The following is a 13,807-nucleotide window of genomic DNA, read 5'->3' as shown; positions in this document are numbered from 1 at the left end:
GCATCTGCAAAGGAACAAAAAAGAGTCATCCTGGAAATTGTAGAGTGATTTTGAACAAGCAAAAAGAGGCATCACTTTTTAAAATTTCCATTTTTTAAAGCTGAAATTTTTTTCCCGGCCGGAAGTTTTTTGATTTGGTACTCAAGTTTAAAAGCCTCTTTTTTTGTAAGACCTTTTCCAACGGCAACTAATTCCACGGGTAGTCTGGATCTTGTATATTTTGAAGCGGTACCCTCATTGTGTCTTAATAAACGGTTTTTAAGATTAATGGTGACACCGCAATATAAAGAGCCATCAGCGCATTCTAACAGGTAGACCTGCCAATCTTTATTTTTATGCAAATGAACGGCTGAAAAGCTCTTCAATAGCTTTTTTACCTTCATCCGAAAGGTTTCTGGTCCCTGTTCCACAAAAAGTTTTATGTGAAATTACAGGTTCATCTTTTTTCCATTCATTTTCTTTCCATGTATACCATTCATTTTCGCTTTGATCAAAAACACTTACCGGCCTGTTAAAAAATTTAGCAAGTTCAACACCCCAGCCAGTTCCGCCTTTGACCGTTTTATCAGACTGAATCCAACCGATTGCAAATACCTGATACCCCTTATTAATCATATGGAAAATAACCTGAAAAACTTTTCTGATTTTATCTACCCGTGCATATCTCCTGCCCATTCGTGCAGAGACTATCTCCATACTGATATTACCTTTTTTCAGTTCCTCATCACTTAGCAGGGTAATGTTCTTTTCTCTTGAACACGTATGCCCTTCAAATGAGAAATTTATTTCATTAATTCCATACTTTTCAGCACATTCACCAAAAGTTTCTTCTGCTCCTCTAAGCCCGCCACTGTAAATGCTGTACTCTTTATTACTCATAATTTATATTTCTCCTTTTATATGTCTGTTAGAATCTTAGTTTTTTTGAAACGAACGGAACTAAATATGCGAATTCAAAATTTTTTGCAATAGTTTTTTTGCCTGAAAGCAAATAATGTGTTTTCTCAATCCGTTTTTTTGTTGATATTGATCTTCTAATTGTGAATGCACCATTATCAAAGCCCTCTTTCTGAAATAAAATACTGAATTTGGATTTTATTATTATTTCCTAACTTCAGTGATACCGGGTTCAGAATCAGACCAACAGTTACAACTCCCGATGCAGTGAGTTCGCCCAGTGATATTGGTTCTGTAAAAATTGTAGAAATATCTTTCAATACCCGGCCCCCACCGGTTATCCGAATGGTTTGGGGTGTTACCTTTGCCTCTTTCATGACCAGCCCTTTAGGTAATTCCCCTATCCAATGCGGTTGGATGGGAAGTTCTTTTTCGACCAGTGTATCCAAGGTAATATCAAGTTCCGAGGGTTCAATTTTTTTTAACCGGATTCCTGGCGGAAGCAATATGTTTTCCTTGGTGATGGACAGCTTGTTAATGCCGACCACAGACTGGGACAAGTTAAGTTTGATATTGATCTGTTCAGGCTTGATAGAATTGATTAACGGCCTTGCGCCGCTGATTAAAAGCTTAACATTGGAAGCAGAAGAGGATATTATTTCCATTTTTTGATCCGGGTTCATGAATTCCACTGGGATCTCATATGTGGCCAGGGTTTCCATCCCTTTTGAAAAGCTGAGCCATATCCCTGTGACACAGAAAAGACTGACCAAAGCCGCTGTAATAAGTTCTATTGTCTGATGGCGGAATCCTTTTTTTGTTGAATCATCTCCTGCATGTTTTTGGAGTGATTTTTCAAGTGCTAAACGATTTTGGATATTGTAGGTTTGATTTTCTTTAAATAAGGACACCTTTCCCCGTTCTTCTGAAACAACAATAACCAGGGCATCTGTGAGTTCCGTTAACCCTACCGCTGCCCTGTGACGGGTCCCGAAAAAAGAAGGCAGATTCTCTTTTTTAGACAATGGAAGTATCACACCGGTGCTGGTGATTTGATCCCCCTGTATGACAGCAGCGCCATCGTGCATTGGATTGCCGGGCCAGAAAATACTCACAAGCATTTCCTGTGACAATTTGCCCTTTAAAGGAATCCCTCCTTGAACAACGCTGTCAAGGCCCTGCTTTAAGGGCAGCACTATCAAAGCCCCTATTTTTTTTTCGGCAAGCGTATAGACACTTTCAACAATGATATTCAAAGGTGTATGAAATTGAAACCCGGGTATTCCCCACAAAAATGATTTCAGATCGTTGGTCTGTAGAACGCTGGAGATTTCATTTCTGAAAATAATTATAATGATTAAAGCCGCCACGGTAATAACGCCCTGCATTGCCCAGTTTGTTATGATCAGGCCGAGAGGGACTGCAGCCTGACTGGCAGCCCAGAAAGCACAAGTGGCCAGCAGCACTCGGATAACATTCGTTCCCCTGAAAAGCACATAAAGCCGAAATAAAATATAGCTGTTTAGCAGGATATCTAATACATCCAGCCAGCGAAACCCGGAGAATAAATAAAAAAGCTGCTCCATTGTTAATCAGTCTACCATGCTGAATCTTAAGGTTTGCAACGGGGTATCATCGGCATCTCGTATTTCGACACGCCAGGGTCCTTTATCTGCATCCCGAATCTGTATCCTGCTGAAAGAGGACCATTTAGGAGGAGAAAGGGTGAGTCGCATGGTAAAAATCAGCTTGTCCTTTTTATACCATTTGTGAAGAATATAGGTTTTTTTAAAAACAGGATCAAAATTTGAAAAACAGAAGACCTCCCCCTGGGATATTGAAAAGGCCACAGCCGGATTTATTGGTTGAAAATTTTCAATGGCTTCACATATAACAGCCTGCACCAGCACCATTTTAGCATTTGGTTGTTCGGAACAGACATTTGTTGCAGACATTAACAATATGGCAGCAAGAAAAAATAGTATTTTTATTGATTTACCGGGAAAAATTATTTTCATGCCTTCCACTATAGCTGACACACCATTTTTTTCAAGACAAAATCTATGAAGAACCCCTATAAATTATCCAAATTTTTTTCATAATGGTATGCAAATTGCGTGATATAAAAAATGGTGAAAGACGAAGAAAATATGAATATATTGGCCCAAAATATTTTAATCGAGTCCTGGGAGTTGAAAAGAAATGAAACCGACCATATTCAAGCGCCTGGTAATAGGAAATATGATTATGATTGGTTTTGTTGTTTTCCTGGGAGCTTATGTTGTTTTTAAGCTTGATGAGCTTCAGCAACTGTCCCGGGAAATTGTTGATACAGATACAAAAAGCCTTAAACTTTGTGAAAACCTGTCAGTTTCCCTGTTGTCCCTGATAATGTTTGAAAAGAAATATATTATCTCAGAGGATGTTGATTATTATGATAAATATAAAGAGCTTAAAACTGCATATGAAGAGGAAATAGACCTGCTGGGTGATATGGCAAAAACTTTTGAAGTTAAAAAGCTTGTCCAGGAGACTCAGAGTTTATTTTTCAATTATTCGTTTTTATTTGCAAAAGAGGTAGAGCTGATTAAAGATCAGTCAAAGGATTATGACCCGTCAATATTCCTTGCCAAAAGAAGCAGTGTGGCCAGAAGTATAAGAGATAAGCTAAAACAGATTATTGTTGTAAAAAATGAAATAAAAATTTCAAAGCTTTTGCTTTCAAACTTGATGATAGGCAAAGCAATTAAGCTGACCGTTATTATTACAATAATTGCAATTGCCCTGGGAATTCTGATTTCCGTAACCAATACAAAGGCCATAACCGGTTCAATCTTTCTTCTGGAGAAAAAAACCAGGGAAATATCCAAGGGGCAATTCAACCATATTCCTTCTATTGCAGCAGCTCCAAAGGAGATAGAGGACCTGACCCTGCATTTTAATGTCATGTGTTCCAGACTCAAAGAACTTGAAATCATGAAAACAGATTTTATCAGCCATTTTTCCCATGAACTTCGTACGCCTATCACATCCATAAAAGAAGCATCAAGCATGTTGAATATGCAGCTTTTTAAATCAGATCCCCAAAAGGAGAAAGAACTTTCAAAATTAATTCTGACCGAGTGTGACAGGCTGATAAAATCCATAGAAAGGATTCTTGATCTTTCAAAGATGGAAGTCTTTAAAATGGAGTATGAGTTTTCAAAAGCTGATATTGTTAATATCATTCGAAAAGCGCTTGTCAAATTTATTCCTGCAGCCCAGAATAAAAAAATTGAGTTAAGCTTTTTACCTGCAAAGAATATTCCTAAAACCCGGCTTGATGGAAAGAGGATTGAAGAAGTCATGAACAACCTGATATCCAATGCATTGAAGTATACACCTGAAAAAGGAAATATCCTGATAAAAACAGAGATTAATAAAAATCTTGAAAAAATAATCGTGTCTGTATCTGATAATGGTTGCGGGATTGATAAAAAGAATCTTGAAAGAATTTTTGAAAAATTCAAGCGAATTGACAAAGGAAATGAAATTTTAAGAGGGACTGGTCTGGGTCTTGCAATATCAAAACATATAATTAAGGCACATAAAGGAATAATATGGGCAGAAAGCGGAATATCCAAAGGTACAAAAATATTTTTTATTATGCCGGTTGTTTAATTTTTATCCCCAGATTATTCTTTGGAGTTGTTAAATGAATAAGATATTAATCGTTGATGATGATGCCTCTATTTTAAAGGTTCTTAAAATGAGGCTTGAAGCAGGTGGTTATGATGTTTCCATGGCTGTAAGCATGAAAGAGGCCATTCAGATCGCAAAAAACTCAATATTTGATCTTGCCCTTCTTGACTATAAGCTTGGAGATGGCAACGGTGTTATGCTTATGGAAGAACTTAAAGCCATTATGCCTCAAATCCAGGTGATTATCCTCACGGCATTCGGAACCATCGGAAATGCTGTTGATGCAATGAAAAAAGGCGCATTTACCTATCTTACAAAACCTTTTGATGATGCCGAACTAATGCATCAAGTTAAAAATTGCCTTGAAAAAAGCAGCCTGTCCAGGGAAGTGGAAAACTTACGCAGCATGGTTTCCAATCAACTGGGTTTTGAGAATATTATATGCAAAAGCGACTCAATGATAAACACGCTTAAGCTTGTAAAACAGGCTGCCGTAACAGATTCCACTGTTTTGATCTCCGGGGAGAGTGGAACCGGAAAAGAGCTTGTAGCCAAATCTGTGCACCTTGCAAGTTCAAGAAGAAAAAATAGTTTTGTTGCTGTTAATTGTGCTGCCCTTCCTGAGAATCTTTTTGAGAGTGAACTTTTCGGTTATGAAAAAGGGGCATTTACAGGTGCGGCAAAGCGAAAAGCCGGGTTTCTTTCCCAGGCCCAGGAAGGGACTTTCTTTTTTGATGAAGTCTCTGAAATACCGCTTACCATGCAGGTAAAACTCTTGCGTGTCCTGCAGGAAAACGAGTTTTATCCCCTGGGAAGCAATAAAACAATTGAACTTGATACAAGAATTATTGCGGCAACCAATAAGGACCTTGCTTTGGAAGTATCAAAAGGGAAATTCAGACAGGATCTTTTTTACAGGATTCATGTTATTCCCATAAATATTCCTCCTTTGAGGGAACGCCTTGACTGTATTCCTCATCTTGTAGATTATTTTATAAGAGAATATGCAAAGACAATGCAAAAAGAGATAAAAAAGATATCTGATGTCGGAATGAACAAAATTTTTCAATATGCCTGGCCGGGTAATGTCAGAGAACTCAAAAATGTTATAGAATATGCAGTTGCCATGAGTGATTCCAAGGTGATCAGCGAAGACCTGATCTTACAAAAACCTGATGGAGTCAGAAGAAATGAAGTTTTAAAACCTCTGAAAAAAGCTAAAAAGGATTTTGAAAAAGAATATATTAAAAAATTGCTTCGCCTGACCAAAGGAAATGTAAGCCAGGCATCTAAGTTTGCTGGAAAATACAGGTCAGATTTTTATGAATTGATGAAAAAATACAGTCTTGAAATTAATGAATTCAGATCCTGATTGGGTCAAACTATCATCATGGCATGCTTTTCTTCAGGCAGGGCTGCTGCCGGCGGTACAATTTTCATCAGGCAGGGCATTACCAAATTGCGTCCTTTAACTTTAGCTTTATATAACATGCTGTCAGCATTTTTTATAAGTATATTCATATTAGTACAATTGTGATTAAGCCGGGCAACTCCAAAACTGGCTGTCACTTTAATCTTATTGTTATCATATTCAATCATTTTGTTTGAAACTTTTATCCTCAGTCGTTCGGCAAGTTCCATTGCTTTCTTTTTTCCTGTTTCAGGAAGGATCGCAATGAACTCCTCCCCACCATATCTGGCAAAAATGTCCCCTTTTCTCATATTTTTCTGAACAATTAAAGCAATTTCTCTTAACACTTTATCTCCGGCAAGATGGCCAAAGATATCATTTACTTTTTTAAAATGGTCAAGATCAAACATGAAAATGGATAGATCGTTTTTATGCCGTATTGCCCTTGCAATATTTTTTTTAAGCTGGTTTTCAAATTCCCTTCTGTTATAACAGCCTGTCAGGGGGTCTATGACAGCCGCATTTGAAAGATTTTCAATTTTCATCTGCTTTAAAAGTGCAACCGAACAGCTTTGAAGGACAAGTTTGGCTATTTCATCATGATGAGTGTACATTATATTATCAGGGAGTATGTATATTTTTGAGTAATGGTTTTCCTGGCTTGTCCCATAGGAGACCAGACCTTTTAAATTAAAGGTGTTTGCCTGTTCTTTCTCATGCAGGGTCAGATTAAGGTAATTAAGGTGATTTTTATCCGGCAGGTTAAAGTTCTTGAGGATAATTTCTTCAAGTGATTTTTTACATATTTTAGGGTCAAACCATACGTCAACATGATTGCCCTTTTTTATTGCAAAGGCAAAAAGTTGGTAGTTGATTATTTCTTTTAAACAACAAGCGCTCTGTTTTATTATTTCAATGGATGATTTTTTTTGGTTCAGGTCAACTATATGGCGGGCCAGTTTTTTATGATCCGCCTTTTTTTTTGTCAATTTTAAGATTATGCGAAAAAGGGCTGATACTTTGTTGGATATTTTATTTATTGCCGTCATGATTTTTCCTCCCCTTTTTTTATAAATACAATTGGCTTAACAAGGTATTTTGCAATAGTTATACCAAATCAAATTTATGAAAAAATATTCAAAAATTACAAATAGTTAGCCTTTGCGATAATGGTGATCATAACAGGTCGGCCTTTTCTTACATTTAAGTTAAAAGCTTGAAAAAGTACATTTTTATCAAAATAATGGACATTAACAGGTCAAAAATAGACTATTTACGCAATTTTACCTTTTAAGTGAAGGAAATTTCATTCATATTTTTTACTTCCCATCGTCAGATTTTACACATTGATACATGACTTAGGAGTGTTTTCAATAACCTGTGAAGGGTTTTGCAGACATTTGATATCCACAAAAAGTAAAATATGGCATTAATCCTTTCTCTTCGTAACTTTACGCCGACATTATTCGTGGATACAAGATAAAACTTCATTGTCAAAGTAATTTAAGTGTATGCGAAATCCTGCATTTGATTGAGTATGATCTTCTTATCCAGATTACCTCCTGGAGGGCTGCTGTAATTTTTAACCGAGTTTGATTATAATTTCAAATACTTATATTTTTTTTTTAACCTTGGTACCATTATTGCCATTGTTGCTATTTATGTAATGAAAATTAATTAAATAACATTAAAACAAAACTCAAGGAGGTAATTGTGAATTTTAAAAAGCAAGTCAGTTTATTAACATTTTTTTTCATTTTATTAAGTTTATGTGCCCATGCATCTGATAAGTTACCGACACAGGTTAAAAATTTTTACATGGCAGGGCAGCAGCCAATTGCCGCGAGCATATTTCAAGCAGATGCCAGGGATTCCGGATATCCATGGAGAGGACTTCTTATTGGTGCTGATCATGGTCTTGGCAATATCCATCATGATAATATTTATGTGCGCATAAATGGAGGTCCCATAATCTACCAGACAACAATTCCGGCAAGAAAGCTTGGGAATCAGCTGCCGGATGCCGGGCTCTTGTGGCATTTTTATACAAGGGATGATACTGAGATTACCATATACGCTACCTCTGCATGGGTAACCGGAATGGAGAGCGAACTATCATTGCCTTATCCCCTGTATTTCTTGTATCCGGATCCTGCGACCTGTACAGAGCAGACTGTCCCTGTTTCTATTGCAGGTGAAGATCAGCTTGTAAATGTTGGAAGTCTGGTTACTCTTGACGGGTCACTCAGTTATGATCCATACCTTCCCGACAATGATGATCTGGTCTATCGCTGGGAGTGTTATTCAGCGCCTGAATCGTCTGTTCTTTTAAGTGATGAAGGCGAAGCCGCTATCATTACCTTTACACCGAACATCCCGGGAAATTACTATTTCAGATTTAATGTAAGGGATAAGAAGGATGATACCTCATTCAACAGAAGCCCGGTTTCCTATGTACGGGTAAGTGCGGTTCAGGATATGGGTTCCCAATCCTATCTCAATGCAAATGCAGGCAGAACCCAACAGGTTGAGGTCAATCACATGGTAACTCTGGACGGCAGCCAAAGCCATGGCAGCGATACGATTACCAGCTACACCTGGACCATGGAGAATCCCCTTGGCGCAAGCGATATTCAAAACATTTCCAACACCCTGGGTACAGCAGATTGTCAGGGTAATTGCCATCAATCAAATTTTGATGCGGACGGCGATGTTGACGGAGAAGATTTCGCGTTGCTCGCTGCAAATTATTCAGGCGTTGAACTGCCTGATGAACCGGTTGTCCAGTTTGTTGCCGGCATTGCAAGGCCCCATATTTTCAGGCTGACTGTAGGTGATGGTGCGCAGACAGATTATGAAACAACAATAGTAGCGGTCAACCATGAGAATGCAAATCCGGTTCTCACACACCCTTTTGTTGAGAATGAATGTCTTGAATGATCCTTAAACCAAAAGATGTTGAAATCTATTAATAAAAATAACAATTAACAATTTAAAGGAGGGGAAATTGAATTTAACCCAATTGAAAAAATCAATCTCACTAGGCTGCCTGTCTGTTCTTATAGGCCTTGCAATCCCGGTGTTTGCTTTTTGCGCGGATGTGGATGTTTATGCTGAAGGGGCGATTGATGAGACAGAACTGATTGTTTATGTGTATGCGGATGTAAATGTGGATAACCTTTTAAGCTATGGTGTCAGCCTGAATTATGATTCATCTGAATTATCAGTGGTTCAAGTGCAAAAAGACCCTGATCCCATCCCCTACACAAGCAATGAAACAAAATGGTATCTTGGAGAAACCTGGGCGTCATACAAAAATAATCCAGACCCGGATTATTCTGTTCCAGATGAAATTATTATCATTGGGGGCAAGCTTGATCCTGCAGATCCTGCACAGGGAGTTGAACAGGGAACACGGGTTTTGCTGGCCATGGTAGTATTTGAACCTGAGGATGTCCAAATCCCTGCAAATCCCACACTTTTTCTTTCATATGCAAGAGGAGACGGTACATCATCTTATAAGAATTTTGTACGCTTGAATAATAATACTCCCGAAGTCCTTGATGGTGAAAATGTCTATTTTGGATCTGTTGAGGTTTTCCAACTGGGCGATGCAGATGGGAATGGTGCAATTTCACCGAAAGATGTCAATGCAGTCAAGTTTAACATGGGTAATGCAGATGCCCCCTGTTACATGGATTGTGACAAAAACGGCAGTATTACACCCAGTGACATCAATTGTATCAAATCAAAAATTTAAATATAAAGGACCCAATTATTATGAAACGAATTTTATCGGTATTTTTTTTAATTTTCACCCTGTGTTTAACGGGTAATGCGACCGCGGCTGTAAGCAGTTATACATATTTGCTTGATATTGATATCCCTGATCCCGGAATGATTATAGAAGTTGAATCAATGATCGGCGGGGTTGAATTCAAGGTGTCGGGCGGAGTCTATGGAGACGATTGGACTATCAGTCTCGGCAATGCGGTTCCTGTAGATCAAGGCGTTTGGATTTTTGAAAATTTTGGAACCTGGAATGCACTATATGATAACTACAACTGGTCCGATCCTGATTATGCTCCCATGATCAGCGGCAATGTTCTGACCATAACATCCGGTGTGGAACTCATGTTTACAGATATGGGGTTTTATGATTTCAGGGGCCAAAGCGTAAACACCGAATATTTTTCAAGTAATGGTTTTACCCAAAGCGCTATACCTATACCTGGAAGTATTATTCTTCTTGGAAGCGGACTTTTAGGATTTTTAAGTGTAACAAGGAGAAAATGATGGGAAAAACCATGTTATATGCAAAAAAAGCAGTAACAATTATTGCCGGCATAATGGTTTTCTCTTTATTTTCTTTTTTTGCTGTTTATGCAGCAGACCCCATAATTATAGATCATAATTGCATAGATATCGGGCAGATTCCCGAGGCTGCAATTGACCAGGCTAAATCGGATCTGCATATTGCATATGGTCATACATCCCATGGCAGTCAGTTGACTTCAGGGATGGGTTCCGATAACGGTGTATCCTTTGACCTGTTCATGACAGCCAACGGAGCAACACCCGGTCTTTACCTTTGGAATAACGGGGGTATAGGGGATGCTCTTGATTTTCATAATTATTTTGCATCAGGTGACCTTGGAAATCCAGACAGATATACCTGGGCACAAAGAACAAGGGATTATCTGGACAATCCAATAAATTCAGATGTTAATGTGGTGATATGGTCCTGGTGCGGTCAGGCTGACACATCAACAGCAAACATTGATATTTATCTGAACCTCATGGAAGGACTTATCAATGATTATCCAAATGTACATTTTGTTTTTATGACCGGCCATTTGAATGGAACCGGGCCTGATGGTCAATTGCATTTAGCCAACCAGCATATCAGGAATCATTGCATGACCAACAACCGGATACTTTATGATTTTGCCGACATTGAAAGCTTTGATCCTGACGGGCTTGTCAACTATATGGAACTGGCTGCCAATGACGGGTGTTATTATGACAGTGACACGAATGGCTCAAGGGAGAGCAACTGGGCATTGGACTGGCAGGATTCGCATGTTCAAGACGTTGACTGGTGGGCTTCCGGAGCTGCTCACAGTCAGCATCTGAATGGTAATTTAAAAGGGTATGCTGCATGGTGGTTATGGGCGACTCTTGCCGGCTGGAATATAGATCCGTGCGGTCCTGCTCCTTCCGAATTAAGTGCAGTCCTAAACCAGCAGCAAACTCAGATCCTTCTTGTATGGTCGGATAATTCCCAAGCTGTAAATGAAACAGAGTTTGTGATCCAGCGGCGGGAAAACAATGATGCATGGAATAATGATTATGCCAGGGTTGGGGCGGATATTACCCAGTATATAGATACCAATGTTCAACAAGGTAACTACTCATACCGGGTGCTTGCCTATTTCAGCGGTGATCCCGGTGGAGATCCGTGTTATTCAGGGGCATCAAATACTGTATCTGTTTCCGAACAGACATTGTCAATTATATTAAAGCAAAATGTTGATGGATATCAGGGGTGTACAGATACCTATCTTGATGCCGGCAATGCGCAAACCAACTTTGGGAACACTTTATATAAAACAATAGGCGGTGATCCTCAAGTCAGCATGACAATAAGATTTGATCTGCCGGAAGATCTTGTAAATAAAGTAATTCATGAAGCGAAACTCACGTTTTTTTGCTGGTCTGTTTCCAATTATGCGGAAGGAAACTATTTTGAACTGTATGAACTTATCGAGCCATGGGATGAGGATTCTGCTACCTGGTATTTAAGAGAATCCAACATAGACTGGTCCGTACCGGGAGGAGCGTATTCTACCCTGCCTGTCAGCACGGTTCTAATTGAGAGTCAGGGGTTTTATCCTGAATTTGATGTAACCGGAATAGTTCAGCAATGGTCTGACCAGTCTTTGGTCAACTATGGCCTGATTCTAATAAATGACTCGGCAATAAGAACAGGAATAAAAGCAAGTGAATATAGTGAGTATGGAAGACCTAGTCTGGAAATAGTCTATTCTGCAAATTCTGTTTGCATATCTGATAAAGACGGTGATGCAGATGTGGATGGTCTTGACATGGCTTTGTTTGTTACCGACTACAACCCCAATTGTCTTGCACTGTTTGCAGGGGAATTCGGGAATGAATAAGAAAAAATTTAAGGAGCGGAAATGAAAAAAATAATAGTAAGTACTTTGGCATTTTTTATGATTCTGGGATTTTCATCAATGGCACATGCTTCTTCCTCTTCATTTGATTTTCAAAGTGGTGGAATAAGCCTGCATGTGGCTGAAAATTGCAGTCTTTTATCGGTTGTTACAACAAATGATCTTATTGTGGATATTGATTTTGAGCCTTCACCGGAAGGGTTATTAATGGAATATAGTGTTTCTGTTGATATGACATTGGGGCTTTTCGGGATGTTCAACTATGAACTGGAACTGAGCAATCTGGCCCTTGGTACTTTTCAAGGTTTCAATCCTTCAGACTTTTTGGGTGATGGAATAACAGCCATGAATTATGCAGGAACCAGTGTAATCAATGCGCAGTTCGGCCAATATGATCTGACAGGCGCCACCCTGGAGTATGATGTCACATTTACCCCAAGCCAGGAAGAATTTAACAGGTATGCAATAAGTATTGATATGCTGTCTCTTTACGGTGGGAATATCAGTGAGCTGCTGTCAGGTATAATTCTCGAGCTGAATCAGTCAGACCAGAACCCGATAGCCTTGACAGTCCCTTTTACCATACCCATGACATTTTCAGGAATAGTTAATCTTCAGGCTGATCCTGTTGATTCTGTTCCTGTTCCGGCTGCAATATGGCTTTTGGGATCAGGTCTTTTAGGATTGATAGGCTTTAAAAGACATAAAAATAATTAACAAACTCTAAATCCGCTTCCTGAGCAATATCGTTCGGGAAGTGGAAAAACCGGCATTCCCTGTAACAAATTCTCACACCTCATTTTAATGTAATAGCCCCGGATTTACCTGGATTTGGTGAGAGCGACAAAGATCCTGGGGAAAAATATACCATCAAGGACCAAGCGGTATTTTTAAAACAATTTTTAAATAAAATTGGCATTAAATCATTTTAAGTTGTTTTTAAATACTTTTTAAAACATTTACGCTATTCTTTTTCAAAAATTTTTTTGATTTACTGCAAACAGGGGCACTTGTTTTTAAAATCACCGAAGCGCCTTGAGCTTTTTCTTTTATCTTTTTATCTTTTTTTAAGATTGTAAGAGCATCCTTCATTATAATTCTGCTTTTTCTATTAATGACCAAGGTGAATTCTTTAGAATCCCGTTTCATTAAAACCGTTCGAGGTGGAACAGATAAAAGTCAAATCAACCAAGGGATTGGATATGTGGAATTTGCTGCTTTTTATAAAAGTATTAAGGAAGGTCAGTTGCATGAAAGTTTAAAATTCATCTATGAAAATGGGCAATGGTATTATCTTGATGGTGTGACCCTTGACCCTTTGAAATTTGGTCGTAATGAGAAATGCTGGTGTGGGAGCATGAAGAAATTTAAAAAATGTCATGGTAAATGATATTTGGCAAGCTCTAATTAAAAATTATTTGAAAAGATATTCAAGACCATTAAGTTTTATTTCATAAACAGCCTGTAACATCTCTCCAAGCTTACCTTCAGGGAACCCTTTCTGTGAAAACCATACCAGATATCGTTCCGGAAGATCAACTAAACGCAAACCCTTATATTTACCAAACGGCATTTTTGTGGTTGCAAGGGCAATGAATGCTTCTTTGTCAGGTTGAATAAG

At 38.5% G+C, this 13,807-nt stretch carries 16 protein-coding genes; 9 read left to right on the top strand and 7 right to left on the bottom strand.

Annotated features, from left to right (window positions below; genetic code table 11):
* Nucleotides 1–71: 71 nt before the first annotated feature.
* The 4 genes from K8S13_RS03575 to K8S13_RS03560 form a co-directional block, all read right to left on the bottom strand.
* Nucleotides 72–341: a GIY-YIG nuclease family protein gene (locus K8S13_RS03575; protein WP_291460505.1), complete on the bottom strand. Its 270-nt coding sequence runs from the start codon at nt 339–341 to the stop codon at nt 72–74.
* Complete coding sequence (locus K8S13_RS03570) at nt 334–879, bottom strand: hypothetical protein (protein ID WP_291460504.1); 546 nt, start codon at nt 877–879, stop codon at nt 334–336. Before K8S13_RS03570 ends, K8S13_RS03575 begins: the two co-directional genes overlap by 8 nt.
* A 176-nt stretch (nt 880–1,055) precedes the next feature.
* On the bottom strand, nt 1,056–2,483 hold the full coding sequence (locus K8S13_RS03565; protein WP_291460503.1) for a diadenylate cyclase: 1,428 nt from the start codon (nt 2,481–2,483) through the stop codon (nt 1,056–1,058).
* Nucleotides 2,484–2,489: 6 nt separating this feature from the next.
* Complete coding sequence (locus K8S13_RS03560; protein ID WP_291460502.1) at nt 2,490–2,915, bottom strand: DUF2914 domain-containing protein; 426 nt, start codon at nt 2,913–2,915, stop codon at nt 2,490–2,492.
* A 184-nt stretch (nt 2,916–3,099) separates the two neighbouring features.
* Here K8S13_RS03560 and K8S13_RS03555 point away from each other — a divergent pair, with 184 nt between their 5' ends.
* Together K8S13_RS03555 and K8S13_RS03550 are read left to right on the top strand one after the other, a co-directional pair.
* Nucleotides 3,100–4,557: a HAMP domain-containing sensor histidine kinase gene (locus tag K8S13_RS03555; RefSeq protein WP_291460500.1), complete on the top strand. Its 1,458-nt coding sequence runs from the start codon at nt 3,100–3,102 to the stop codon at nt 4,555–4,557.
* Nucleotides 4,558–4,591: 34 nt separating this feature from the next.
* Nucleotides 4,592–5,950, top strand: a complete 1,359-nt coding sequence (locus tag K8S13_RS03550; protein ID WP_291460498.1) for a sigma-54 dependent transcriptional regulator — start codon at nt 4,592–4,594, stop codon at nt 5,948–5,950.
* Nucleotides 5,951–5,955: 5 nt separating this feature from the next.
* Here K8S13_RS03550 and K8S13_RS03545 read toward each other — a convergent pair whose 3' ends face one another.
* Nucleotides 5,956–7,038, bottom strand: a complete 1,083-nt coding sequence (locus tag K8S13_RS03545; RefSeq protein WP_291460496.1) for a GGDEF domain-containing protein — start codon at nt 7,036–7,038, stop codon at nt 5,956–5,958.
* Nucleotides 7,039–7,702: 664 nt separating this feature from the next.
* Between K8S13_RS03545 and K8S13_RS03540 the strand changes: the two genes are divergently transcribed.
* The 6 genes from K8S13_RS03540 to K8S13_RS25560 all read left to right on the top strand — a co-directional run bounded on the left by K8S13_RS03540 (nt 7,703) and on the right by K8S13_RS25560 (nt 13,118).
* Nucleotides 7,703–8,929, top strand: coding sequence for an REJ domain-containing protein (locus K8S13_RS03540; RefSeq protein ID WP_291460494.1), 1,227 nt, complete (start codon nt 7,703–7,705; stop codon nt 8,927–8,929).
* A 67-nt stretch (nt 8,930–8,996) separates the two neighbouring features.
* Nucleotides 8,997–9,749, top strand: coding sequence for a hypothetical protein (locus K8S13_RS03535; RefSeq protein WP_291460492.1), 753 nt, complete (start codon nt 8,997–8,999; stop codon nt 9,747–9,749).
* Nucleotides 9,750–9,769: 20 nt separating this feature from the next.
* On the top strand, nt 9,770–10,285 hold the full coding sequence (locus tag K8S13_RS03530) for a hypothetical protein (RefSeq protein WP_291460491.1): 516 nt from the start codon (nt 9,770–9,772) through the stop codon (nt 10,283–10,285).
* Nucleotides 10,282–12,168: a DNRLRE domain-containing protein gene (locus K8S13_RS03525; protein WP_291460489.1), complete on the top strand. Its 1,887-nt coding sequence runs from the start codon at nt 10,282–10,284 to the stop codon at nt 12,166–12,168. Before K8S13_RS03530 ends, K8S13_RS03525 begins: the two co-directional genes overlap by 4 nt.
* A 21-nt stretch (nt 12,169–12,189) precedes the next feature.
* The gene (locus K8S13_RS03520) at nt 12,190–12,903 is read left to right on the top strand and encodes a PEP-CTERM sorting domain-containing protein (protein ID WP_291460488.1); all 714 of its coding nucleotides are present in this window, start codon (nt 12,190–12,192) and stop codon (nt 12,901–12,903) included.
* A 68-nt stretch (nt 12,904–12,971) separates the two neighbouring features.
* Nucleotides 12,972–13,118 (top strand): alpha/beta fold hydrolase, encoded by a 147-nt coding sequence (locus K8S13_RS25560; protein ID WP_367172519.1) that lies wholly within the window; start codon nt 12,972–12,974, stop codon nt 13,116–13,118.
* Nucleotides 13,119–13,125: 7 nt separating this feature from the next.
* On the opposite strand, the gene K8S13_RS03515 is transcribed toward K8S13_RS25560, so the two are convergent.
* Entirely contained in the window at nt 13,126–13,278 is a 153-nt protein-coding gene (locus K8S13_RS03515; protein WP_291460486.1) for a hypothetical protein, read from the bottom strand.
* 31 nt (nt 13,279–13,309) lie between these two features.
* Between K8S13_RS03515 and K8S13_RS03510 the strand changes: the two genes are divergently transcribed.
* Nucleotides 13,310–13,576: a YchJ family metal-binding protein gene (locus tag K8S13_RS03510; protein WP_291460484.1), complete on the top strand. Its 267-nt coding sequence runs from the start codon at nt 13,310–13,312 to the stop codon at nt 13,574–13,576.
* Between the two features lie 24 nt (nt 13,577–13,600).
* Here the strand turns inward: K8S13_RS03510 and K8S13_RS03505 are convergent, their stop codons facing one another.
* Nucleotides 13,601–13,804 (bottom strand): DUF3820 family protein, encoded by a 204-nt coding sequence (locus K8S13_RS03505; protein ID WP_291460506.1) that lies wholly within the window; start codon nt 13,802–13,804, stop codon nt 13,601–13,603.
* Between the last annotated feature and the right edge of the window lie 3 nt (nt 13,805–13,807).

Source organism: Desulfobacula sp. (assembly GCF_021107415.1).
The sequence above is the reverse complement of the archived record's forward strand: the minus strand, read 5'-3'. Positions and strand labels throughout refer to the sequence as shown.

What these genes read in the sequence shown, in the direction of transcription:
- K8S13_RS03545 (WP_291460496.1), bottom strand. Translation starts at nt 7,038, where the DNA reads ATGACGGCAATAAATAAAATATCCAACAAAGTATCAGCCCTTTTTCGC.
- K8S13_RS03525 (WP_291460489.1), top strand. Translation starts at nt 10,282, where the DNA reads ATGATGGGAAAAACCATGTTATATGCAAAAAAAGCAGTAACAATTATT.
- K8S13_RS03550 (WP_291460498.1), top strand. Translation starts at nt 4,592, where the DNA reads ATGAATAAGATATTAATCGTTGATGATGATGCCTCTATTTTAAAGGTT.
- K8S13_RS03555 (WP_291460500.1), top strand. Translation starts at nt 3,100, where the DNA reads ATGAAACCGACCATATTCAAGCGCCTGGTAATAGGAAATATGATTATG.
- K8S13_RS03560 (WP_291460502.1), bottom strand. Translation starts at nt 2,915, where the DNA reads ATGAAAATAATTTTTCCCGGTAAATCAATAAAAATACTATTTTTTCTT.
- K8S13_RS03520 (WP_291460488.1), top strand. Translation starts at nt 12,190, where the DNA reads ATGAAAAAAATAATAGTAAGTACTTTGGCATTTTTTATGATTCTGGGA.
- K8S13_RS03515 (WP_291460486.1), bottom strand. Translation starts at nt 13,278, where the DNA reads ATGAAGGATGCTCTTACAATCTTAAAAAAAGATAAAAAGATAAAAGAA.
- K8S13_RS03570 (WP_291460504.1), bottom strand. Translation starts at nt 879, where the DNA reads ATGAGTAATAAAGAGTACAGCATTTACAGTGGCGGGCTTAGAGGAGCA.
- K8S13_RS03530 (WP_291460491.1), top strand. Translation starts at nt 9,770, where the DNA reads ATGAAACGAATTTTATCGGTATTTTTTTTAATTTTCACCCTGTGTTTA.
- K8S13_RS03565 (WP_291460503.1), bottom strand. Translation starts at nt 2,483, where the DNA reads ATGGAGCAGCTTTTTTATTTATTCTCCGGGTTTCGCTGGCTGGATGTA.